The sequence below is a fragment of the Shigella sp. FC1661 genome, from assembly GCF_001712525.1.
Taxonomy (GTDB): Bacteria; Pseudomonadota; Gammaproteobacteria; order Enterobacterales; family Enterobacteriaceae; genus Escherichia; species Escherichia coli.
This window is the reverse complement of sequence record NZ_MDGW01000420.1, coordinates 1-23,933: the sequence shown is the minus strand read 5'-3', so window position 1 is coordinate 23,933 and position 23,933 is coordinate 1. Positions and strand designations below refer to the sequence as shown.

Genomic DNA, 23,933 nt, shown 5'->3' with positions numbered 1-23,933 from the left:
GTACCGGGCTGAGAGGCGGTGTAAGTGAACTGTAGTTGCCATGTTTTACGGCAATGAGAGCAGAGATAGCGCTGATGTCCGGCAGTGCTTTTGCCGTTACGCACCACGCCTTCAGTAGCGGAGCAGGAAGGACATCTGATGGAAATGGAAGCCACGCAAGCACCTTAAAATCACCATCATACACTAAATCAGTAAGTTGGCAGCATTACCCAACATGACTTACATGAAATTAACGGCGGCTAAACGCATTGTTTTTTTTATATATTTATTTGTAATCCAGTTTTGGAAAAACGCCAGTTTTCAAACGAAAGTCAGTTAAAAAATCTGCCTGGATATAACGAAGGTAGAGCGGGGAAATAAACGGCCCATCCATGAGGAATAGGCCGTGAAAGGAGATTACGCGACCGGGCGCGCAATAATGCTGCGGGTTTCCATGCGGACTTCGGCAATGGTGACGTCAATAACGTCAGTTACTTTGTAAACCGTTTCACCTTTAATTTGTACAGTGCCGTTTTCCTGGCTGCAAACCAGTTCATCGCGCATAGCGTGTAAGAAAGGTGCCGGAATAAAGGCGATAGCGCCGTTATCAACCAAACGCACACGCATGCCGCCACGGCTGATATCGACAATTTCCGCTGCGAAACGGGTGTCGGTCCCGGCTTTGTCTTTCAGGAAGCGTGCGTATAACCAGTCACCAACATCACGTTCTGCCATCCGGTTGAGACGGCGACGCTCGGCCATTTGGACAGTGATTTCATCCTGTGGGCGCGTCGCAGTTTCGCCTTTGATAACCGCTTTCAGCAGACGGTGGTTGATCATGTCGCCATATTTACGGATCGGCGAAGTCCAGGTGGCGTATGCTTCCAGACCGAGGCCAAAGTGAGGACCGGGTTCAGTGCTAATTTCAGCAAATGACTGGAAGCGACGAATGCGGCTGTCGAGGAAACCAGTTGGTTGCGCGTCCAGTTCACGACGCAGTTTGCAGAAACCGTCCAGCGTGAGCACTTCTTCGGCATCGACATGCAGACCGTGCGTTTTCAGCAACGCTGCCAGCGCGTCGGCATTCGCCGGATCAAAGCCCATATGCACGTTATAGATGCCAAAACCGAGCTTATCGCGCAGTACGCGGGCCGCACAAATGTTAGCGGCAATCATCGCTTCTTCGACGATACGGTTGGCAATGCGACGAGGCTCGGCGACGATATCCAGCACTTCACCTTTTTCACCGAGAATAAAGCGGTAATCCGGGCGATCTTTAAACACCAGTGCGTGGTTATGACGCCACTCGCCGCGGCGTTGGCAAATTTGCGCTAGCAAACGGACTTGTTCGGCAATTGCTTCACTTTCAGGCTGCCAGTCACCGGTATTTTCCAGCCAGTCAGAAACCTGGTCATACACCAGCTTTGCTTTGGATTCGATGGTGGCGGCAAAGAATTCGATATTATCTTCAATGGCGCCATCAGCGGAGAGCGTCATGCGGCATGCCAGTACCGGGCGGACTTCATTGGCGCGCAGTGAGCAGAGATCGTCAGAAAGCTCGCGAGGCAGCATAGGGATGTTGAAGCCAGGCAGATAGTTGGTGAATGCGCGAATTTTCGCGGCTTTGTCCAGCTTGCTGCCTTCAGCAATCCACGCGGTTGGATCGGCAATCGCCACAATCAGCTGAAGTTTGTCATCCGGCAACGCCTTAGCGAAAAGGGCGTCATCCATATCTTCTGTGCTGGCACTGTCGATGGTGACAAAATCCAGCGCGGTCAGATCTTCACGAACCAGACCTTCATCGAGCATTTCGGTAGCGACGCCGTCTGGTGCTTCTTTTTCCAGATTATGGCGCGCAAGTGTAACCCACCACGGTACAAAGTGGTCGTCACCAAAAGTGATGTATTGTGTCAATTCAGCATAGAAAGAACGATCGCCTTTCAGCGGATGACGGCGCATTTCGGCAACCGCCCAGTCGCCTTCTTTAAACTCGTGGTTCAGGCCACGGGCTGCGCGGCAAGGAATGGCGTCTTTTAAGAGTGGATGATCAGGAACGATGGCCAGACGGTCATTTTTGCCCTGAACTTTACCCACGAAACGAGTCAGGAACGGTTCAACCAGTTCTTCTGGCTCTGCGGATTCACGTTCTTTTTCACTGTGGATCACCGCGATAATTCGGTCGCCATGCATGACTTTTTTCATCTGCGGCGGCGGAATGAAATAACTTTTTTGCGCGTCGACTTCCAGGAAGCCAAAGCCTTTTTCTGTGGCTTTTACCACCCCTTCAGCGCGTGGCGTCTGGGAATGCAGTTGCTGTTTAAGCTGCGCTAGCAGCGGGTTGTCCTGAAACATAATTGTCTATTTTGGTGGCCATTAGAGCGGCTGACAGTTTTACGCGAATCTGTCTGACGCGGCAAGGTTAATATGTCTCACCCAACGCGATTTTTAAGCGATTTATCCAGCCACACAGCCCGCTCCATACCAGCAGATTAATAATCTGCGTTGATGATTGTTCGTGTTCGAGTAAAGGGCTGAACTGGGCGGTGCTAAAGCGATCGGGTGCTCGGGTCAGCCATTGTATCGCCTGAACGGTAGCGTGCTCAACAGAATGACGGTCAGCCCATTGGTTAATTTCATTTTCGCCCTTGCGCAGAAGGGGGCTGATTTTTTTATATTCATTTGATGAATCCATACAGGCGGCAAAACAAGCAGGACTGCCATTTATCCGCGCGCATAACAACGCCGCAAGCTTATTATCCGGCTGTGTATTAACCCGTGTACTGTTTAACAACCTTTCGAGAAGGGAAAGTGAAATAGGGTGGAGAGAGAGTGTTTCGGCCAGTTGGCAAAGTTCTGCTGTTGAACTTTTTGTGTACTCTTCAGGTAGTTTTTCCACCTCATAGCTGCTTCGCCAGCGTATTGATTCATCAGCAAACAGTGACGCGTCGGCGTAGTTTTGTATTTCCAGACCGGGTAACCAGCGTACCGGGTGCCCGAGATAAGCCTGAAATGTCGCAATGGTCCGCGCCTGAAAGCCAATAAAACCAATGATTTGGTTAATGATCACACAGTCCCAGGCAGTAAGATCGACGTCATTCAGATGCTGGCGCGATCGGTTGTCGATAATAGAAGGCGAGCTAGCCAGTTGGCGGGCATATTGCGTGATTTGTGCCAACCTATGATTGCTTTCCCTAGAGGAATCAGGCCCGGGGAGCGGCGTAAGTCGCGCCGAATAGTAGTTACATAACCGCTGGACGCCGCAAACCTGAGCAACCGTCAGGGCCGTAGACAAGCGTTCATAAGCGGTGAAGGTCTGTGAACGGGTCACGGTAAGCTGGTCAGGGAACAATTCCACTGCAAGAACGCGCGCAGGGACCAGCCATGAAAGGAAGGGAGCCAGCGTTTCTTCATCAAGGATCACGTCGAGCAGAAAGGGATCGCTGACCTTTGCGGCTTCCGGGACCAGAGGCAGAACGTCATACTCCGCAGTACTGGATTGCGTTTCATGATACCAGTGGCTTTTGCCGGTGATGTGGCGTTGTTCCATGGGCGCTCCTTGGTCGTAAAGGAAATCGTTATCCTGACGCAAGGCGGGAAGGGGAGAAAGACGGATCGGCGATAACAAATATCAGAAAGGTATAACAGAGATAACGGGCGGCAGAACGCCGCCCAATATTTACCAACAGAATGATTATTTCAATTCGAGTTCGTTCATTGCAGCGATGCTGAAACCGCCGTCAACGTGGACCACTTCACCGGAGATACCGGCAGAGAGAGCGGAGCACAGGAATGCCGCGGAGTTACCCACATCTTCAATAGTAACGGTACGGCGAATCGGGGTAACGGCTTCGCAATGAGCCAGCATTTTGCGGAAGTCTTTGATACCGGAAGCCGCCAGAGTACGGATCGGACCAGCAGAGATGGCGTTAACACGCACACCTTCCGGACCCATCGCGTTCGCCATATAGCGCACGTTCGCTTCCAGAGACGCTTTTGCCAGACCCATAACGTTGTAGTTCGGGATAGCGCGCTCAGCGCCAAGGTAGGAAAGGGTCAGCAGGGCAGAACCCGGATTCAGCATGGAGCGGCAAGCTTTTGCCATTGCAACGAAGCTGTAGGAGCTGATGTCGTGGGCAATTTTGAAGCCTTCACGGGTAACGGCGTTAACATAGTCACCATCCAGCTGATCGCCAGGTGCAAAACCAATAGAGTGTACGAAACCGTCAAATTTCGGCCAAACTTTCCCCAGTTCAGCGAACATGGTGTCGATGCTGGCATCTTCTGCAACATCGCACTGCAGAACGATGTCAGAACCCAATTGAGCGGCAAATTCTTCTACGCGGCCTTTCAGTTTGTCGTTCTGGTAGGTGAATGCCAGTTCAGCTCCTTCGCGGTGCATCGCCTGAGCGATACCGTAGGCGATGGATAGTTTGCTGGCAACACCGGTTACCAGAATGCGCTTACCGGAAAGAAAACCCATAGCTTTAATCCTTATTGTTGATGCTTGTTGTGCCTGAAAATCAGGCGATTCGTCGTTTTAGTAAACAGTACGAACAGATAAATGGTTATTATAATCAACCTGGCTGTGAGTAGCTATAGTTGCCAGGTCCGACCGGAGCAGGCTGCGGCAGGGTGGGCGCTTTTCCCCTTACACTAACCCTCTCCCCAGAGGGGCGAGGGGACCATATTGTGCAAATATTGTTACCCCAGCAACAAACAGGCTCATACAGCCCCTAACCCTTTTATGGCGATGGCTGGGATGGTTCAGACCTTGCCGAATATTCTCCAGCACTGTCTCCATGTTTTCACCACAACAGCTATTCGGCTCGGTCGGCCCCCTCGCCCTTTCAGGGTGAGGGTGATCGGCGGTTCAGTTCCTGCAGAATAATCTCCAGCACCGCCTCCTCATTACAATCAATCTCGTTATTCCAGAAACGCAGCACGGTCCAGCCCTGCGACTCAAGCCAGCTAGTGCGCCTGGTATCATAGGCAACTGCCAAATCATGCTGCCCACCATCCAGCTCAACGACTACGCGCGCCGAGCAGCAAGCAAAATCGAGAATGTAGCTCCCCACCGGATGTTGACGGCGAAATTTGAAATCACCAAAACGTCGGCTGCGAAGATATCGCCAGAGCTTTCGTTCCTGCAAAGTGAGATTGCGTCTTAAATCACGCGCATTTGATTTTATTTTATCCATCACCTCATTCTGACAAGATTTAATCTCTTGTCAGAATGAGGTGGATAATCTGGAAGGAGGATTCAGAAAATTAGCGATCTTTACGCCACGCATCCGCTGTCAATGCTTCGCCAAAGTGCCCGGCAATCAGCCGTTTGGTGAGTTCATGCAGCGGCGATGCCAGCACATCCGCGGTGCTGCCTCGCTCGACAACCTCGCCCTGATGCATCACCAGCACCTGGTCGCTAATGTGCTTCATCATTCCGATATGCTGGGTAACATAAATATACGAAATGCCCTGTTTTTCCTGTAACTCCAGCATCAGATTAATCAACTGCGAACGCATCGACATATCCAGTGAAGCGAGTGCTTCATCGGCAATAATGACTTTTGGGCGCAATATCAGCGCGCGCGCCAGACCCAGACGCTGTTTTTGTCCGGGTGCCAACATATGCGGATAGTAACTGACGTGATCCGGTAGCAGCCCAACCATACGCATCGTTTCAATAATCTGTTTGCGACGCTGTTCCGGTTCCAGGTCGGTGTTCAGGCGCAGTGGAAAATCCAGAATTTGCGAGATACGTTGACGGGGATTCAACGAGGTCGAAGGATCCTGAAAAATCATGCGAATACGCTGACTGCGGAAGGAATAATCGCCAAAATGCAGTGGATGATCGTCAATCAATAACTCGCCGCTGGTAGGCTCTATCATTCCCGCCAGCATTTTTGCCAGCGTGGATTTACCCGAACCATTCTCGCCAATAATCGCCAGTGTCTGGCCTTCACGTAGCGTAAAGCTCAAGGGTTTTACCGCTTCTACGGTCTGACGGCGAAACCAGCCGGTCCGGTAGCGGAACGTTTTACTTAAATTACGCACTTCAAGCAGCGTTTCGATCATCTCACTCTTTCTCCATGTTCAGCGGGAAATGACAGGCATAGAGATGATTTTTCGCCCCCGTCAAACGTGGCGTCACAATGCATTCTCGTTGTGCATACGGGCAACGTGGCCCCAGACGACAACCAATCGGTAACTGTTCCAGCAGTGGGATAGCGCCGGGCAGAGTATTGAGGCGACTTTTATGCGCATCGCGCTGCCGAAGTCTGGTATCGCGCGGATCAGCGCCTGGGTATAAGGATGATGTGGCATCGTCACCAACTCCTTACTCGGCGCGGTTTCCACTGTTTGACCGCAGTAAAGCACGTTAATTTTATCTGCCCATTGGCTAAGCATTTGTAAGTCATGGCTGATAAGCAAAATAGTGGTATTGCTGTTTTGGTTGAGACGCGTCAGCAGGCGAAAGATTTGCGCCTGGGTTGTTGGCTCCATTGAGTTGGTCGGTTCGTCAGCAATCAGCAGACGCGGTTGATTCGCCAGTGCAATGGCTATCATCACTTTCTGACATTCACCTTCGGTCAACTCATAGGGAAAACTGCGCATCGCATCTTTGTGATCTTTAATCCCCACGCGGTGCAGCAGTTCAATGGCACGGCGTTTGCGCCAGCCAAAACGCTGCCACCAACGGCCTTTATAGGTCCAGGCTGGGATGTTTTGCATCAACTGGCGACCCACACGTTCTGAAGGGTCAAGACACGACTGCGGTTCCTGGAAAATCATCGACACGTTATGGCCAACCAGTTTGCGCCGTTCGCGTGCGGAGAGACGCAGCAAATCGATATCATCAAAACGCATACGGTCAGCAGTAACACGCCAGTTATCTTTATTCACCCCACAAATCGCTTTCGCAATCAAACTCTTGCCGGAACCGGATTCACCAACAAGACCGCGGATTTCACCTTCGGTTAAGGTCATACTTACCCGGTCGACGGCTTTAACCCACTCATCACCGGTTTTAAATTCAATGGTCAGGTTACGAATATCGAGTAATGGCATTATTCCACCCCCGCAATAATCGCACGACGAACGCCATCGCCAAGGAGGTTAACCAACAACACGCTAATCATAATTGCCGCACCTGGCAGCATGACAGTCCACGGGGCGACATAAATCAGTTCCAGCGCATCACCGAGCATCGCTCCCCATTCAGGCGAGGGGAGTTGTGCGCCGAGATCGAGAAAGCCCAGCGCGGCGATATCGAGAATTGCCATCGACAGTGCGCGGGTGATCTCGGTGACCAGCCCGGCGGTGATGTTTGGCATCACAGCAAACCAGAGAATATTCAGCGTTGATGCGCCATCCAGACGGGCGGCGATAACGTACTCTTTTTCCAGTTCGTCATGCACCATGCTGTAAATCGAACGTACCATACGCGGCAGCAATGCCAGCCAGACAGCAAACATAGCGTGGGACAAACTCGGTCCGGCAAACGCTACAACGATAATTGCCAACAGCAGCGAAGGGATCGCCAGTAAGGTATCCAGAATATGGTTAAGCACCGCTGAGCGGAGGCCGTGTGTCGCCCCGGCGAAGGTGCCCAGTACCAGGCCACAGATCGTCGCGGCAAGCGTCACCACAAATGCGCCACCCACGGTTGGCGCAGCTCCGCTCAGTAAACGGCTTAAAACATCGCGTCCGAGGTCGTCAGTCCCCAGGAAGAAAGAAACTTCGCCATAGCGCGACCATGATGGCGGCAATAATTGATAACCGAGAAATTGCTGGTCGATGCCGTAAGGCGCAAACCAGCCGCCAAAAATACACAGTACAGCCAGCCCCGCGCAGCCGTACAGGCCGACCATCGCAGAGGCGTCACTATAAAATTTGCGCCAGGCGGTACGCAGCGTGCCCGGCGGGCGCTTTTCGCTGTATACGCTATCGTAAGGCATACCATTCCTTATGTTTCAGAGGGTTAGCCATGGCACCCAAAATATCAGAAATCACGTTAACAATAATGACCAGTGAGCCACACACCATCACTCCGGCGGAAATGGCTGCGTAATCCTGCTGGCGGATGGCGTTAATTAACCAGCGCCCTAAACCCGGCCAGCTAAAAACCATTTCGGTGATCATCGCCAGCGTCAGCATGGTGGAAAACTGTAAGCCCAGGCGAGGAATAACCGGCGGTAACGCGTTATGCAGAACGTGGCGACGCAAAATAGTAAAGCGCGACAAACCGCGGGTCGCCGCCGCTTTTACATAGTTCTGGTCATACACTTCGATAGTGCTGATACGCATCAGGCGGATCACTTCAGTTGTTGGCGCAACCGACAGGGTGATCACGGGCAATATCATATGGCGGATTGCGCTCATGATCATTTCATCCCGCCATGGTGAGTCCGAAAGCCAGGCATCAATCAACGCAAAACCGGTAATCGGTTTCACTTCGTAGAGCAGATCGAAACGCCCTGAAACGGGCAACCAACCTAGCGTGAGTGAACAAAACAGCGTCAACAGAAGCGCCAGCCAGAACACCGGGATTGAAAAGCCCAGTAAGGCGATGGCGTTGATCAAGTTATCCTGCCACTTATGGCGCGTAATCCCGGCAATCATCCCCACGGGGATGCCAACAATCAGCGCAAAACCGAAGGCGAGGATGCACAGTTCCATCGTCGCCGGGAAGACCTCTTTTAACTGTTCGGCAATCGGTTGACCGTTAATGCTGGAAACACCAAAATCCCAGTGGATCAGGCCGTTAAACCAGAACACCCAGGCATTCCACAGTGACGCGCCTTGTAACGGCGCATGAGGGGTGAAATAGCTCAAGCTGAAGCCAACGAAGGTCAGCAGGAACAAGGTGACAATCAATAACAAAATGCGGCGTAAGGTGAAGATAATCATGGTTTTTTCACCTCATCCTGTTTCTCGCGATACACCCCAGCAAAGGAGGCGTTACCAAACGGGCTAAGTACCAGACCTTTGATATCGTACCGATAGGCCTGCAAACGCAATGACGACGCCAGCGGCAAAATGGGCAATTCCTGCGCCAGAATACTCTGCGCTTCGTCATAGGCTTCAATACGCGCCGCCAGCTGCTGCGAGGAGAGCGCCTTACGCAACACGCTGTCGAATTTCGGATCGCACCAGTGGGCGAGGTTGGTCTGTGAATGAATTGCCGCACAGCTCAGTAAAGGACGGAAGAAACTGTCCGGGTCGTTACTGTCCGTCGCCCAACCGGATAACGTCAGATCATGGCTCATATCCATCAACCGCGCCTCCTGAAAGCGACCTTCTACCGGCACAATCACCACTTTTACGCCAACCTGCGCCATATCCGCCTGAATCAGTTCGGCAGTTTTCAGTGGACTGGGGTTCCACGCCTGCGAACGTGTGGGCACCCACAGTTTCAGCGTTAAGTTTTCCAGCCCCAACGCCTTCAACTGTTCGCGCGATTTCGCCGGATTGTATTCAGTAATTTTAGCCTCGTTGTCATAGGCCCACGAGGCGCGCGGTAAAATAGAGGCCGCCGTTTCAGCCGTACCATAATAGATGGATTGCATCAGGCGCTGGTTATTAATCGCCAGTGCCAGTGCATGGCGGACAGCGGGATTATTTAGCGGCGGTTTGGCGGTGTTAAATGCCAGATAGGCGACGTTCATCCCAGGACGCAGCGTTAAACGCAAGCGCGGGTCGTCACGCAAAATGGATAGCTGGCTGGCAGCAGGCCAGGCCAGAACGTCGCATTCCCCGGTCAGGAGTTTCGACAGACGTCCGGTGCCGCCGGAGCCTAAATCCACCACTACCTGCGGCATTAACGGTTTACCGCGCCAGAAGTCATCATGACGTTGTAGGCGAATAAATTGCCCGGCGCGGTATTCCGACAACTGATACGGACCGGTGCCGACCGGTTGACGGTCGAGTTGCTCCTGGCGATCTTCTTTCTCTAACTTCCGGGCATATTCTGCCGACATGACCGAAGCATAATGGGTTGCGAGGTGCCACAAAAAAGAAGCATCCGGCTGGGCGAGTCGGAACTCAACGGTATGATTATCCAGTTTGCGGACGCTTTTCACGTTATCGGCAAATTGCAGGCTGTCGAAGTAGGGGAAGTTGCTGCCGTTGACGTTATGCCACGGGTTGTTGCGGTCAAAAATTCGCTGGAAGGTAAACACCACATCGTCGGCATTCATTTTACGAGTGGGAGTAAACCAGTCGGTTTTTTGAAACGGAACATCGCGACGCAGGTGGAAGCGATAGGTCGCGCCGTTGTCGAGTACTTCCCAGCTTTCGGCAAGTTCCGGCATCAGGCGATAGGTATAGGGATCGACATCCAGCAGTCGATCATAAAACTGGGCGGCAAGGGTATCGACAATTAACCCACTGCTCGCTTTGGATGGGTTAAAGGTGTTGACTTGCCCGCTGACGCAATAGACAAAACCGCTGTCGCGGATATCAGCATGCGGGGGGGATTCAGGCGCGGCGATTGCCTGACCACTCACAAGTCCAGCAATCACCAAAAGAGACGATAATACCTGGCGCATAATATTAAGGGATTTTATGTAAAGAGGCTATCTTACTAATATTTAATGACATTTGCCATTACCGTTTGTGTTCAGGGGGCGTAATGAGGGCCGTGTGGTTGGTCGTTGAACAGGTGGCGTCGCCATCTGTTCAACATTCGTACCCGTGCTTTCTCTATAACTATAACTCACAGAACAACTTAGCGAGGAGCAGAGCGGTACGATCGTGAGAAACCCATTAAAGCACGCTGCAGTGCGTGTCATTGTTAGCCGGATGCGGCGTGAACGCTTTATCCGGACAACGATACTGACCGATCGTCTGCAATTAAATAATTACTCATTACCCCATTGATTCAAAAACTCTGCGATCTCATCAATGCGTACGGGATTAATCCCCGCTTCAGCAGCCATTTCATGTTGGGCTTCTTCGCTGATCTCTTCATTGTTCATCAAACGGGTGAGCAGTAACTGGAAGTAGTGGGCCAGCGGTGTGCGTTCAGCGTCTGCGACAGGCTCTGCGCATTCGGTCGCGTACTCATCGGCAATATCAAAATATTTTAGCGGGATATCATGGTTCATTATTTGCCCCTGGGGTTAATGCGCTAAGCATAAGGGCGGATGATAGCACTCGTGATCCGGGTCATACATCTTTTTATAGTTAATGGCGCGGTGCATTACCCTCAGGCAGGATAATGTGCCGCGCATCCGACTATTACGTTTCACTCACCGGCGTTCTGTCACCATCATACAACGGCACTTTGCGATAGCGGCGGATCAGATACCATAAATATGCGCCGCCTAACGAAGCCCATACCAGACCGAGTGTCAGTGACGTTGACTCGAGGTTAACCCACAGCACACCCACCGTCAGCGCGCCAACCAGCGGCATCAGCAAATAGTGGAAGTGATCCTTCCAGCTTTTATTCATTCCTTTACGCCGCCAGAAATGATTAAACACCGACAGATTCACGAAGGTAAACGCCACCAGAGCACCGAAGTTAATTAACGCTGTGGCGGTAACTAAATCGAAGAACAGCGCCGACAACGCGACAATCCCGACCATAATGACGTTGAGTGCCGGAGTCCGCCATTTTGGGTGCACATAGCCAAACACGCGCTCCGGAAACACATTGTCACGCCCCATCACATACAGCAGACGCGACACGCTGGCATGTGAAGCCAGGCCAGAGGCTAACGTGTTCACAAACGTGGTGCAGAGGAAAATCGACTGGAAGAGCTTGCCGCCGACGTACAGCGCAATTTCAGGCAGTGCGGCATCCGGATCTTTAAAGCGGCTGATATCGGGAAAGAACAGCTGCATAAAGAACGACGCCGCGATAAAGATAACGCCACCGTAGACCGCCGTCAGGAAGATGGCTTTCGGGATCACGCGTGCGGCGTCCGGCGTCTCTTCCGAAAGCGTGGTCACCGCATCGAAACCGAGGAAGGAGAAACAGACAATCGTCGCCCCGGTAATAATCGGGATCAGGTGCGCGTTCTCGCTGATAAACGGCTGAAGTGACCAGACGGTGCCAACGCCTTCTCCTTTATGCAGTCCCTGAACTACCAGGAAGATAAACACCACCATGATGGAGATTTGCACCAGTACAAACAGGGTATTGAAGTTAGCGACTAGGTTGATGCTCTTCAGATTCGCGGCGGTTAAAATGGCGACGAAGGTTACTACGCACACCCACGGCGGCACTTCCGGGAAGAGGGCGGAGAGATAGATTTTCGCCAACAAGACGTTGATCATCGGCAAAAAGAGATAATCCAGCAGCGATGACCAGCCGACCATAAATCCGACGTGCGGGTTAATCGACTTTTGCGCGTAGGTATAGGCCGAATCGGCCTCCGGAAACTGGCGAACCAGTTTGCCGTAGCTGATAGCGGTAAACAGCACGCCCGCCAGCGCCAGCAAATAGGACGCCGGAACGTGACCGTCGCTAATGCCGGAGACAATACCAAAAGTATCAAATACGGTCATCGGCGTGAGATAGGCCAGACCCATCATCACCACCTGCCACAATTTCAGTGATTTTCGCAGACGGGTTTTGCCGGGTTGCGCAGCAATATTCAGTGGTGAATTAATAGCCATAATTGCTGCCTCCCCTGCGTAATAAGGTTTGCGGTCGTGTCGACCTGAAATCAAACCTGTTTAGCAAGGGAAGCAAAGGGGACGGAGTCCAGTCAGTAGCAGGAGGGGCGCATACGCAGCCTCCCTCGCCATGCGGGGATTTAATCATCGGCATCATCTCATTTCCTCGTCACAGTCTTAATCGTTAACGGAAGCCCGTTGCCGCCTGCGCTCCATAACGCGACATCCGGGAAATGTCTGGATTACCAGCAAATGTCAGGCCTGGCTCCGCTCAGGTTGATGAAACAACCCCGCAAGGGGTACTATGCGTTTTTCAACATCCACTCAATTTCTGTTTCTGTGATGAGGCGCTCAAACTGCAACAGCTCATCATTTTTACAGGCGTGATACACATGGCAAAACCGTTCGCCTAAATAGCGGCGCAGGTGATCATTCTCGATAAACTCACCCAGGGCATCGCTCTGGCGAATCGGGAAGGGTAAGCCTTCCTGTTCCAGCCCGTTGCCTTCGACTTCTTCCTGCAACGGCAGCTCGTTATCAAGGCCATGCAAAATACCGGCAAAAATCGCTGCCATCACCAGATATGGGTTGGCATCGGCACCCGCCACGCGATATTCCACGCGGTGATTATGACGGTCGCCGCACGGAATACGCAGGGCGACGGTGCGGTTGTTATGGCCCCACGACGCCTGCGTCGGCACATACATTCCCGGCTGGAAGCGGCGATACGAGTTCACGTTTGGTGCCAGCAACGCCATCGACGACGGCATCAGGTCAATCATCCCGGCGAGCATCTTTTTCAGCAGCGGCGAATCTTCGCCTTCTGTGTCAGAAAGCACATTCTCGCCACGATTATTTTGCATACTGATATGGATATGCATCCCGCTGCCCGCGTGCTCTTCATACGGCTTCGCCATAAAAGTGGCGTGCATCTTATGCTTTTCTGCCATCAGACGCACCAGGAGTTTTAGCGCCAGCGCATCATCGCAGGCTTCCAGCACGTTATCGGTATGGTAAAGGTTGATTTCAAACTGACCCGGCGAGGCTTCGGCGACCGCACCGTCGGCGGGAATTAACTGTAACTGCGCCAGTTCATCAATATCATTGAGCACGTCGGCGAAGTGGTTGAGGTTATCAACGGAGTAAACCTGGCTGTGTGTATTGCGGTCATCGGTGCCGGGCGCGCAGGGCGGTTGCAGATACCCTTCAGCGTCGCGCTGACGATCCAGTAAATAGAACTCCAGCTCTACCGCTACAACCGGGAACAATCCGCGCTGGCGTAGCTGCTGCCACAGGCGGTTAAGAACGTTCCGCGGCTCAACGTCAAAGGGAGCGCCATCTTCATCGACCATGGTCAGGAGCATCTGACCGATAAACTCTGGATCGGCGGCAGAAGGGGTTAAGGAACCGAGAACAGGAACACAAGTACGATCCGGCTCGCCCATTTCCTGACCCAGACCCGCTTCTTCTACTACGTTGCCCAGAATATCCATTGCAAACACCGAGGCCGGGAAATAACACCCTTTCTCCAACTTCTTCAGGCTTGAAACAGGGATACGTTTTCCACGGAAGCAACCATTCAAATCAGTAAGTAAAACATCAACATATTGCGTATTCGGGTAGCGCTCCAGGTAGCGTTTCACTTCCTGCGTAAAGGCGCTACCCCGCCTCTCTTCTGGCTGCTGAACAAAGTTCTCTACTTCAACGATATTGGTTTCCATGATTCTTCGCCTTTGGTTTGTTTTCCGCTCGTTATCAAAGCGTAAAATATAATGACCATCATTCGAATCTGCATGCAAACTAAATGTTTGTCAAATGTTAAATTTAGTTTTCAAAAATGAAAACCCACTGCTAGATTGAAAAAAATATTGAACATAAAGGTCATTTAAAGCGCAGTAATGGCGATAATTTAGTCCACTTTGTGAGATTGAGCATGGAAAATATAATGAACAATCCGGTTATCGGTGTCGTAATGTGCAGGAACAGGCTTAAGGGTCATGCGACCCAGACTCTGCAAGAAAAGTACCTGAATGCCATCATCCACGCAGGCGGCTTGCCAATTGCGCTACCACATGCGCTGGCGGAACCGTCGTTACTTGAACAACTTTTGCCGAAACTCGATGGCATTTATCTTCCTGGTAGTCCCAGCAATGTGCAGCCGCACCTATATGGTGAAAACGGCGATGAGCCTGACGCCGATCCCGGGCGTGATCTTCTGAGCATGGCGATAATTAATGCCGCACTTGAAAGGCGCATCCCCATTTTCGCCATCTGCCGGGGTTTACAAGAACTGGTGGTGGCAACCGGTGGTTCGTTGCATCGCAAGCTGTGCGAACAGCCTGAATTGCTGGAACATCGGGAAGATCCGAACTGCCGGTGGAACAGCAATATGCACCGTCGCATGAAGTTCAGGTTGAAGAGGGGGGATTACTGTCTGCGTTGTTACCTGAATGTAGCAACTTTTGGGTAAACTCTCTACATGGACAAGGGGCGAAGGTCGTTAGCCCACGGTTGCGTGTTGAAGCTCGCTCGCCGGATGGCTTAGTTGAGGCGGTTAGCGTCATCAATCATCCTTTTGCGCTGGGCGTACAGTGGCACCCGGAATGGAACAGTAGCGAGTACGCGCTTTCGCGTATATTGTTCGAGGGCTTTATCACCGCTTGTCAGCACCATATCGCTGAAAAACAGCGACTCTGACCACTACAGTTTAAGGAAATGCAAATATGAGTGATGAGGGACTGGCGCCAGGAAAACGCTTGTCGGAAATCCGCCAGCAGCAGGGGCTTTCACAACGTCGTGCCGCCGAACTCTCCGGGCTGACTCACAGTGCTATCAGTACGATAGAACAAGATAAAGTCAGCCCTGCCATCAGTACGCTGCAAAAGCTGCTGAAGGTGTATGGTCTGTCACTCTCGGAATTCTTTTCCGAGCCGGAAAAACCTGATGAGCCGCAGGTCGTCATTAATCAGGACGACTTAATTGAGATGGGCAGTCAGGGTGTGTCAATGAAGCTGGTTCATAACGGTAACCCGAATCGCACGCTGGCGATGATCTTTGAAACGTACCAGCCGGGCACAACCACTGGGGAAAGAATTAAGCATCAGGGTGAGGAAATAGGCACAGTACTGGAAGGTGAAATTGTTCTGACGATTAATGGTCAGGATTACCACCTCGTCGCGGGTCAAAGTTATGCCATTAATACCGGCATCCCGCACAGTTTCAGTAATACGTCGGCAGGTATTTGCCGAATTATCAGCGCCCATACGCCCACCACGTTTTAATCTTTTTGTTCTGTAAGCCGGGTAAGCGCAATGCGCCCGGCAATCTATACACAAAATCATTCAAGTTGCATCAAGGCGGCAAGTGAGCGAATCCCGATGAGCTTACTCAGGTAAGTGATTCGGGGGTGCGAACGCAGCCAAGGCAGAGGCGGCTTGAAGGATGAAGTGTATATAAAGAATGTCGCCAGAAATAAACGGGCATACGGCCCGGGGATCTCTGCGCCCTTACGTTCACAAACTGCATATATCTGATAGACGTGAAACAGGAGTCATAATGAATTTTCATCATCTGGCTTACTGGCAGGATAAAGCGTTAAGTCTCGCCATTGAAAACCGCTTATTTATTAACGGTGAATATACTGCTGCGGCGGAAAATGAAACCTTTGAAACCGTTGATCCGGTCACCCAAGCACCGCTGGCGAAAATTGCCCGCGGCAAGAGCGTCGATATCGACCGTGCGGTGAGCGCAGCACGCGGCGTATTTGAACGCGGCGACTGGTCACTCTCTTCTCCGGCTAAACGTAAAGCGGTACTGAATAAACTCGCCGATTTAATGGAGGCCCACGCCGAAGAGCTGGCACTGCTGGAAACTCTCGACACCGGCAAACCGATTCGTCACAGTCTGCGTGATGATATTCCCGGCGCGGCGCGCGCCATTCGCTGGTACGCCGAAGCGATCGACAAAGTGTATGGCGAAGTGGCGACCACCAGTAGCCATGAGCTGGCGATGATCGTGCGTGAACCGGTCGGCGTGATTGCCGCCATCGTGCCGTGGAACTTCCCGCTGTTGCTGACTTGCTGGAAACTCGGCCCGGCGCTGGCGGCGGGAAACAGCGTGATTCTAAAACCGTCTGAAAAATCACCGCTCAGTGCGATTCGTCTCGCGGGGCTGGCGAAAGAAGCAGGCTTGCCGGATGGTGTGTTGAACGTGGTGACGGGTTTTGGTCATGAAGCGGGGCAGGCGCTGTCGCGTCATAACGATATCGACGCCATTGCCTTTACCGGTTCAACCCGTACCGGGAAACAGCTGCTGAAAGATGCGGGCGACAGCAACATGAAACGCGTCTGGCTGGAAGCGGGCGGCAAAAGCGCCAACATCGTTTTCGCCGATTGTTCGGATCTGCAAAAAGCGGCGAGCTCCACCGCAGCAGGCATCTTCTACAACCAGGGTCAGGTGTGCATCGCCGGAACACGCCTGTTGCTGGAAGAGAGCATCGCCGATGAATTCTTAGCCCTGTTAAAACAGCAGGCGCAAAACTGGCAGCCGGGCCATCCGCTTGACCCCGCAACCACCATGGGCACTTTAATCGACTGCGCCCACGCCGACTCGGTCCATAGCTTTATTCGTGAGGGCGAAGGCAAAGGGCAACTGCTGCTGGATGGCCGTAACGCCGGGCTGGCTGCCGCCATCGGCCCGACCATCTTTGTGGATGTAGACCCGAATGCGTCCTTAAGCCGCGAAGAGATTTTCGGTCCGGTGCTGGTGGTCACGCGTTTCACATCAGAAGAACAGGCGCTACAGCTTGCCAACGACAGCCAGTACGGCCTTGGCGCGGCGGTATGGATGCGCGACCTCTCCCGCGCGCACCGTATGAGCCGCCGCCTGAAAGCCGGTTCCGTCTTCGTCAATAACTACAACGACGGCGATATGACCGTGCCGTTTGGCGGCTATAAGCAGAGCGGCAACGGTCGCGACAAATCCCTGCATGCCCTTGAAAAATTCACCGAACTGAAAACCATCTGGATAAGCCTGGAGGCCTGAAATGACCGAACATACCAGCAGTTATTACGCCGCCAGTGCGAATAAATACGTGCCATTCGACACCCTGAATGAGTCAATCACCTGCGACGTTTGCGTGGTTGGCGGCGGCTATACCGGGCTCTCCTCCGCGCTGCATCTGGCGGAAGCGGGCTTTGACGTAGTGGTTCTCGAAGCCTCACGCATCGGCTTTGGCGCAAGCGGGCGCAATGGCGGGCAGCTTGTGAACTCCTACAGCCGCGACATCGACGTGATCGAAAAAAGCTACGGCATGGACACCGCCCCTATGCTCGGCAGCATGATGTTCGAAGGTGGTGAGATCATCCGCGAACGTATCAAACGTTATCAGATTGACTGCGACTACCGCCCCGGCGGCCTGTTTGTGGCGATGAATGATAAACAGCTCGCCACACTTGAAGAGCAGAAAGAGAACTGGGAACGCTACGGCAATAAACAGCTGGAATTGCTGGACGCCAACGCCATTCGCCGTGAAGTAGCCAGCGATCGCTATACCGGTGCGCTGCTGGATCACAGCGGTGGGCATATTCACCCGCTAAACCTCGCCATTGGCGAAGCGGACGCCATCCGCCTCAACGGCGGGCGCGTGTATGAACTTTCTGCCGTGACGCAGATCCAGCACACCACGCCAGCCGTTGTGCGCACTGCCAAAGGTCAGGTGACGGCGAAGTATGTGATTGTCGCCGGGAATGCGTATCTGGGCGATAAAGTAGAGCCGGAACTGGCGAAACGCAGCATGCCGTGCGGCACGCAGGTGATCACCACCGAACGGCTGTCGGAAGATTTAGCCTGTTCGCTGATCCCGAAAAACTACTGTGTGGAAGACTGTAATTATCTGCTTGATTACTACCGTCTTACCGCCGACAACCGTTTGCTGTACGGCGGCGGCGTGGTCTACGGCGCGCGCGACCCGGATGACGTTGAGCGTCTTGTTGTGCCGAAACTGCTGAAAACCTTCCCGCAGCTGAAGGGCGTCAAAATCGACTATCGCTGGACGGGCAACTTCCTGCTGACCCTTTCACGGATGCCGCAGTTCGGTCGCCTCGATACCAACATCTATTACATGCAGGGCTACAGCGGCCACGGCGTCACCTGTACCCACCTCGCCGGGCGTTTGATTGCTGAACTGCTGCGCGGTGACGCCGAGCGTTTCGATGCCTTCGCCAATCTGCCGCATTACCCGTTCCCCGGCGGGCGCACGCTGCGCGTGCCATTTACCGCGATGGGCGCGGCTTATTACAGCCTGCGCGATCGTCTGGGCGTTTAATTTCCGATTAACAGTGAAGAGTCAAAAGGTGTGAAACATGAGCAACAATGAATTCCATCAGCGTCGTCTTTCTGCTACCCCACGCGGGGTTGGCGTGATGTGTAACTTCTTCGCCCAGTCGGCAGAAAACGCTACGCTGAAGGACGTAGAGGGCAACGAATACATCGATTTCGCCGCAGGCATTGCGGTGCTGAATACCGGGCATCGCCACCCTGATCTGGTCGCGGCGGTGGAGCAGCAATTGCAACAGTTTACCCACACGGCGTATCAGATTGTGCCGTACGAAAGCTACGTCACGCTGGCGGAGAAAATTAACGCCCTTGCCCCAGTGAGCGGGCAGGCTAAAACCGCATTCTTCACTACCGGCGCGGAAGCGGTGGAAAACGCGGTGAAAATTGCTCGCGCCCATACCGGACGACCTGGCGTGATTGCGTTTAGCGGCGGCTTCCACGGTCGTACATATATGACCATGGCGCTGACCGGAAAAGTTGCGCCGTACAAAATCGGCTTCGGCCCGTTCCCTGGTTCGGTGTATCACGTACCTTATCCGTCAGATTTACACGGCATTTCAACACAGGACTCCCTCGACGCCATCGAATGCTTGTTTAAATCGGACATTGAAGCGAAGCAGGTGGCGGCCATTATTTTCGAACCGGTGCAGGGCGAGGGCGGTTTCAACGTTGCGCCAAAAGAGCTGGTTGCCGCCATTCGCCGCCTGTGCGACGAGCACGGTATTGTGATGATTGCCGATGAAGTGCAAAGCGGCTTTGCGCGTACCGGTAAACTGTTTGCCATGGATCATTACGCCGATAAGCCGGACTTAATGACGATGGCGAAAAGCCTCGCGGGCGGGATGCCGCTTTCGGGCGTGGTCGGTAACGCGAATATTATGGACGCGCCCGCGCCGGGCGGGTTGGGTGGCACCTACGCCGGGAACCCGCTGGCGGTGGCTGCCGCGCACGCGGTGCTCAATATTATCGACAAAGAATCACTCTGCGAACGCGCGAATCAACTGGGCCAGCGTCTCAAAAACACGTTGATTGATGCCAAAGAAAGCGTTCCGGCCATTGCTGCGGTACGCGGCCTGGGGTCGATGATTGCGGCAGAGTTTAACGATCCGCAAACGGGCGAGCCGTCAGCGGCGATTGCACAGAAAATCCAGCAACGCGCGCTGGCGCAGGGGCTGCTCCTGCTGACCTGTGGCGCATACGGCAACGTGATTCGCTTCCTGTATCCGCTGACCATCCCGGATGCGCAATTCGATGCGGCAATGAAAATTTTGCAGGATGCGCTGAGCGATTAATAGCCCAACGCAATAATGTCTGATGCGCTGCGCTTATCAGGCCTGCAAACGACTTATTGATTATGTATGCCGAATAAAGCATTCACGCCGCATCCGGCAAGTTGTATTGCTCAACTTCGCTAAATCTGGTGCTTTTTCAACAACGCGCGGAACTGATGATAAGTTAACCCCAGTAATTCAGCCGCGCGCTTCTGGTTATATTTCCCTTGTTGCAAACTGAGTTGCAGCAACTCTTTTTCCTGCTGCATCTGAAACTCACGTAAATCCAGCGGCAGTGTTGGAAGCGAGGTGGTTTCTGAAACGGCGATAGCGTCTTCAGGCGGACGCCGTTTAAAGGGATCAATAATGATGTCATCAAGCGGATAATCGCTGGTGCCGTGGCGATACACTGAACGTCCCACCACGTTTTTCAATTCACGAATATTTCCCGGCCAACGATAATTCAGCAATGTTTCTCTGGCGCGCTCCGTAAACCCCGGGAACAGAGGCAGCTTGATTTCCCGACACATCTGGATGGCAAAGTGTTCTGCCATCAACATTATGTCGCTTTCGCGCTCGCGCAGTGGTGGCAGTTGTACAACATCAAAAGCCAGTCGGTCGAGCAGGTCAGCGCGAAAAGTGCCTTCATTGACCGTCGCCGGGAGATCGGCATTCGTCGCGCATACCAACCGCACATTCACCTGCAATGGCTGGCTGCCGCCAACGCGCTCCAGTTCACCGTACTCAATCACGCGCAATAATTTCTCCTGCACCATCATCGGTGCCGTAGCGAGTTCATCAAGAAATAGCGTACCGCCGTCGGCACGTTCAAATCTCCCTGGATGACGTTTTTGCGCACCGGTAAACGCCCCCGCTTCGTGACCAAACAGTTCGGAATCCAGCAGATTTTCATTTAACGCCGCGCAGTTAAGGGAAATAAACGGCCCTTGCCAACGGGAGGAGAGATAATGCAGGCGGCTGGCAATCAGCTCTTTACCGGTGCCGCGTTCGCCGATGATGAGCACCGGTTTGTCCAGCGGTGCGAGATGCGAAACCTGTTCCAGCACTTCGAGAAAGCTGTTCGCCTCACCAAGTAAATTATCTTTGTATTCTGCCATGATGAAATTCGCCACTTGTTAGTGTAATTCGCTAATTCATCCTGGCATGTTGCTGATGATTCTTCAATCAGATCTTTATAAATCAAAAAGATAAAAAATTGGCACGCAAATTGTATTAACAGTTCAGCAGGACAATCCTGAACGCAGAAATCAAGAGGACAACATTATGGGTATTTTTTCTCGCTTTGCCGACATCGTGAATGCCAACATCAACGCTCTGTTAGAGAAAGCGGAAGATCCACAGAAACTGGTGCGTCTGATGATCCAGGAGATGGAAGATACTCTGGTTGAAGTACGTTCTACTTCGGCGCGTGCGTTGGCAGAAAAGAAACAGCTGACTCGCCGTATTGAACAAGCGTCGGCGCGTGAAGTTGAATGGCAGGAAAAAGCCGAACTGGCGCTGCTGAAAGAGAGAGAGGATTTGGCACGTGCGGCGTTAATTGAAAAACAGAAACTGACCGATCTGATTAAGAGTCTGGAACATGAAGTGACGCTGGTGGACGATACGCTGGCACGCATGAAGAAAGAGATCGGTGAGCTGGAAAACAAATTGAGCGAAACACGCGCTCGCCAGCAGGCATTGATGTTACGCCATCAGGCGGCAAACTCGTCGCGCGATGTGCGTCGTCAGCTGGACAGTGGCAAACTGGATGAAGCAATGGCTCGTTTCGAATCTTTCGAACGTCGTATTGACCAGATGGAAGCGGAAGCAGAAAGCCACAGCTTCGGTAAACAAAAATCGCTGGACGATCAGTTTGCCGAACTGAAAGCCGATGATGCAATCAGCGAACAACTGGCACAATTAAAAGCCAAAATGAAGCAAGACAATCAATAATAACATCCAGGCGGCCTCCGAACGCGCCGCCGCTCATCGTCTAAGGAGTACTTATGAGCGCGCTATTTCTGGCTATTCCGTTAACCATTTTTGTGCTGTTTGTTTTACCGATCTGGTTATGGCTGCATTACAGCAATCGTTCTGGTCGCAGTGAATTGTCGCAAAGTGAGCAGCAGCGATTAGCGCAACTGGTTGATGAAGCAAAACGGATGCGCGAACGTATTCAGGCGCTGGAATCTATTCTTGATGCAGAACATCCGAACTGGAGGGATCGCTAATGGCGGGCATTAATCTCAATAAAAAATTATGGCGTATTCCACAGCAGGGCATGGTCCGCGGCGTCTGCGCCGGGATTGCCAACTATTTTGATGTACCGGTAAAACTGGTGCGTATCCTGGTGGTGCTGTCGATTTTCTTCGGTCTGGCGCTGTTTACCCTGGTTGCTTACATCATTTTGTCATTTGCGCTTGATCCAATGCCGGACAACATGGCCTTTGGTGAGCAGCTACCCTCCAGCAGCGAATTGCTGGATGAAGTCGACCGTGAACTGGCGGCAAGTGAAACGCGTTTACGCGAGATGGAACGTTATGTCACTTCCGATACTTTCACGTTACGTAGCCGTTTCCGTCAACTGTGAGGAAAGTTATGAATACTCGCTGGCAACAGGCCGGGCAAAAGGTAAAGCTTGGTTTCAAATTAGCAGGCAAGCTGGTACTTCTTACCGCACTGCGCTATGGCCCGGCGGGTGTAGCGGGCTGGGCGATAAAATCAGTTGCTCGCCGACCGCTGAAAATGTTGCTGGCTGTGGCGCTGGAACCGCTGTTAAGTCGGGCTGCTAATAAACTGGCACAGCGTTATAAAAGGTGAGGGGAGTTTCGCAAAAATTGTTAAATCTCAGGCGTATAATGGATGGCAATTTTCATCCATAGAAGGACGTTTACATGTTTAAAAAAGGCTTACTTGCTCTGGCACTGGTGTTTTCACTGCCCGTTTTCGCCGCTGAACACTGGATCGATGTTCGTGTTCCAGAGCAGTATCAGCAAGAGCACGTTCAGGGGGCCATCAATATTCCCCTGAAGGAAGTGAAAGAGCGCATTGCCACCGCCGTTCCGGATAAAAACGACACCGTGAAAGTGTATTGCAATGCCGGACGCCAGTCAGGGCAAGCAAAAGAGATCCTTAGCGAGATGGGATATACCCACGTTGAGAACGCCGGTGGCTTGAAAGACATCGCAATGCCGAAGGTCAAAGGTTAAAAGAATTCACCATGAGCGGCGCTTATGCGCCGTTTTTTTTCTGTCACACCTTATTTACATCCCCATAGATTATTTGCGTCAGCTCACAAATACGCTTTTTCCCTGGTAAAAAATGATTTCCTGCGTGACTAAAACTCTTGTGCTCAATTGACAGTTTATTTTCTGCGGAGTAGTCTCTCGTTTCATGGGATCGCTACCACTGAAAGGCAACATGAAACAGAAAATTACTTATTACCTGGACGAAATCTACGGTGGAACATTTACCGCAACTCATTTACAGAAACTTGTAACGCGTCTTGAGGGTAATGCTGCCAACTTACTGATTTAGTGTATGATGGTGATTTTAAGGTGCTTGCGTGGCTTCCATTTCCATCAGATGTCCTTCCTGCTCCGCTACTGAAGGCGTGGTGCGTAACGGCAAAAGCACTGCCGGACATCAGCGCTATCTCTGCTCTCATTGCCGTAAAACATGGCAACTACAGTTCACTTACACCGCCTCTCAGCCCGGTAC

At 52.4% G+C, this 23,933-nt stretch carries 25 protein-coding genes and 2 pseudogenes; 12 read left to right on the top strand and 15 right to left on the bottom strand.

Going from position 1 to position 23,933, the window contains the following annotated elements:
- Positions 1-155 (bottom strand): IS1 family transposase (locus BFF42_RS19440; RefSeq protein WP_001348782.1); only part of this gene is annotated, 155 nt, incomplete at its 3' end.
- Between the two features lie 59 nt (positions 156-214).
- Between BFF42_RS19440 and BFF42_RS19435 the strand changes: the two genes are divergently transcribed.
- Positions 215-319 (top strand): hypothetical protein, encoded by a 105-nt coding sequence (locus BFF42_RS19435; RefSeq protein ID WP_000221855.1) that lies wholly within the window; start codon positions 215-217, stop codon positions 317-319.
- A gap of 77 nt (positions 320-396) precedes the next feature.
- On the opposite strand, the gene rnb is transcribed toward BFF42_RS19435, so the two are convergent.
- The 13 genes and pseudogenes from rnb to puuA form a co-directional block, all read right to left on the bottom strand.
- Positions 397-2,331, bottom strand: coding sequence for an exoribonuclease II (gene rnb, locus BFF42_RS19430; protein ID WP_000484972.1), 1,935 nt, complete (start codon positions 2,329-2,331; stop codon positions 397-399).
- Positions 2,332-2,398: 67 nt separating this feature from the next.
- Complete coding sequence (locus tag BFF42_RS19425; RefSeq protein ID WP_024258588.1) at positions 2,399-3,526, bottom strand: carboxymuconolactone decarboxylase family protein; 1,128 nt, start codon at positions 3,524-3,526, stop codon at positions 2,399-2,401.
- A gap of 144 nt (positions 3,527-3,670) precedes the next feature.
- Positions 3,671-4,459 (bottom strand): enoyl-ACP reductase FabI, encoded by a 789-nt coding sequence (fabI, locus tag BFF42_RS19420; RefSeq protein ID WP_000506487.1) that lies wholly within the window; start codon positions 4,457-4,459, stop codon positions 3,671-3,673.
- 367 nt (positions 4,460-4,826) lie between these two features.
- Positions 4,827-5,180: a DUF559 domain-containing protein gene (locus tag BFF42_RS19415; RefSeq protein WP_000968844.1), complete on the bottom strand. Its 354-nt coding sequence runs from the start codon at positions 5,178-5,180 to the stop codon at positions 4,827-4,829.
- A 67-nt stretch (positions 5,181-5,247) separates the two neighbouring features.
- Positions 5,248-6,054: a peptide ABC transporter ATP-binding protein SapF gene (gene sapF / locus BFF42_RS19410; RefSeq protein WP_000573407.1), complete on the bottom strand. Its 807-nt coding sequence runs from the start codon at positions 6,052-6,054 to the stop codon at positions 5,248-5,250.
- Position 6,055: 1 nt separating this feature from the next.
- A pseudogene (gene sapD, locus BFF42_RS19405) lies at positions 6,056-7,047 on the bottom strand (peptide ABC transporter ATP-binding protein SapD).
- A complete protein-coding gene (sapC, locus tag BFF42_RS19400; protein ID WP_001146163.1) occupies positions 7,047-7,937 on the bottom strand; it encodes a peptide ABC transporter permease SapC in 891 nt (296 codons plus the stop codon). The pseudogene sapD and the gene sapC overlap by 1 nt, the downstream one beginning before the upstream one ends.
- A complete protein-coding gene (gene sapB / locus BFF42_RS19395) occupies positions 7,924-8,889 on the bottom strand; it encodes a putrescine export ABC transporter permease SapB (protein WP_000583277.1) in 966 nt (321 codons plus the stop codon). The genes sapC and sapB overlap by 14 nt, the downstream gene beginning before the upstream one ends.
- On the bottom strand, positions 8,886-10,529 hold the full coding sequence (gene sapA, locus BFF42_RS19390) for an ABC transporter substrate-binding protein SapA (protein ID WP_001250213.1): 1,644 nt from the start codon (positions 10,527-10,529) through the stop codon (positions 8,886-8,888). Before sapA ends, sapB begins: the two co-directional genes overlap by 4 nt.
- Positions 10,530-10,841: 312 nt before the next feature.
- A complete protein-coding gene (locus tag BFF42_RS19385) occupies positions 10,842-11,087 on the bottom strand; it encodes a YmjA family protein (protein WP_001015099.1) in 246 nt (81 codons plus the stop codon).
- Positions 11,088-11,220: 133 nt separating this feature from the next.
- Positions 11,221-12,606, bottom strand: a complete 1,386-nt coding sequence (gene puuP, locus BFF42_RS19380; RefSeq protein WP_012421357.1) for a putrescine/proton symporter PuuP — start codon at positions 12,604-12,606, stop codon at positions 11,221-11,223.
- Entirely contained in the window at positions 12,596-12,760 is a 165-nt protein-coding gene (locus tag BFF42_RS19375; protein ID WP_128622410.1) for a YmjE family protein, read from the bottom strand. Before BFF42_RS19375 ends, puuP begins: the two co-directional genes overlap by 11 nt.
- Positions 12,761-12,908: 148 nt before the next feature.
- On the bottom strand, positions 12,909-14,327 hold the full coding sequence (gene puuA / locus BFF42_RS19370) for a glutamate-putrescine ligase (protein ID WP_012421333.1): 1,419 nt from the start codon (positions 14,325-14,327) through the stop codon (positions 12,909-12,911).
- Between the two features lie 212 nt (positions 14,328-14,539).
- Here puuA and puuD point away from each other — a divergent pair.
- The 5 genes and pseudogenes from puuD to puuE form a co-directional block, all read left to right on the top strand.
- Positions 14,540-15,150, top strand: a pseudogene (gene puuD / locus BFF42_RS19365) (gamma-glutamyl-gamma-aminobutyrate hydrolase); the annotation flags it as partial.
- Positions 15,151-15,329: 179 nt separating this feature from the next.
- Positions 15,330-15,887, top strand: coding sequence for an HTH-type transcriptional regulator PuuR (gene puuR, locus BFF42_RS19360; protein ID WP_001278727.1), 558 nt, complete (start codon positions 15,330-15,332; stop codon positions 15,885-15,887).
- A 274-nt stretch (positions 15,888-16,161) separates the two neighbouring features.
- On the top strand, positions 16,162-17,649 hold the full coding sequence (gene puuC / locus BFF42_RS19355; protein WP_001009105.1) for an aldehyde dehydrogenase PuuC: 1,488 nt from the start codon (positions 16,162-16,164) through the stop codon (positions 17,647-17,649).
- A 1-nt stretch (position 17,650) separates the two neighbouring features.
- The gene (gene puuB, locus BFF42_RS19350) at positions 17,651-18,931 is read left to right on the top strand and encodes a gamma-glutamylputrescine oxidase (protein WP_039059292.1); all 1,281 of its coding nucleotides are present in this window, start codon (positions 17,651-17,653) and stop codon (positions 18,929-18,931) included.
- A gap of 37 nt (positions 18,932-18,968) precedes the next feature.
- Positions 18,969-20,234, top strand: coding sequence for a 4-aminobutyrate transaminase (gene puuE, locus BFF42_RS19345; RefSeq protein ID WP_000069217.1), 1,266 nt, complete (start codon positions 18,969-18,971; stop codon positions 20,232-20,234).
- A gap of 119 nt (positions 20,235-20,353) precedes the next feature.
- On the opposite strand, the gene pspF is transcribed toward puuE, so the two are convergent.
- Entirely contained in the window at positions 20,354-21,331 is a 978-nt protein-coding gene (gene pspF / locus BFF42_RS19340; RefSeq protein ID WP_039059300.1) for a phage shock protein operon transcriptional activator, read from the bottom strand.
- A 166-nt stretch (positions 21,332-21,497) separates the two neighbouring features.
- Between pspF and pspA the strand changes: the two genes are divergently transcribed.
- The 6 genes from pspA to BFF42_RS19305 form a co-directional block, all read left to right on the top strand.
- The gene (gene pspA, locus BFF42_RS19335; protein ID WP_000511025.1) at positions 21,498-22,166 is read left to right on the top strand and encodes a phage shock protein PspA; all 669 of its coding nucleotides are present in this window, start codon (positions 21,498-21,500) and stop codon (positions 22,164-22,166) included.
- 53 nt (positions 22,167-22,219) lie between these two features.
- The gene (pspB, locus tag BFF42_RS19330) at positions 22,220-22,444 is read left to right on the top strand and encodes an envelope stress response membrane protein PspB (protein WP_001274964.1); all 225 of its coding nucleotides are present in this window, start codon (positions 22,220-22,222) and stop codon (positions 22,442-22,444) included.
- Complete coding sequence (gene pspC / locus BFF42_RS19325; RefSeq protein ID WP_000907387.1) at positions 22,444-22,803, top strand: envelope stress response membrane protein PspC; 360 nt, start codon at positions 22,444-22,446, stop codon at positions 22,801-22,803. The genes pspB and pspC overlap by 1 nt, the downstream gene beginning before the upstream one ends.
- Before the next feature lie 8 nt (positions 22,804-22,811).
- Positions 22,812-23,033 (top strand): phage shock protein PspD, encoded by a 222-nt coding sequence (gene pspD / locus BFF42_RS19320; RefSeq protein ID WP_001359759.1) that lies wholly within the window; start codon positions 22,812-22,814, stop codon positions 23,031-23,033.
- A 74-nt stretch (positions 23,034-23,107) separates the two neighbouring features.
- Positions 23,108-23,422, top strand: coding sequence for a thiosulfate sulfurtransferase PspE (gene pspE, locus BFF42_RS19315; protein WP_000473109.1), 315 nt, complete (start codon positions 23,108-23,110; stop codon positions 23,420-23,422).
- A gap of 356 nt (positions 23,423-23,778) precedes the next feature.
- The coding region (locus BFF42_RS19305) for an IS1 family transposase (RefSeq protein ID WP_001348782.1) at positions 23,779-23,933 on the top strand (155 nt) is incomplete at its 3' end.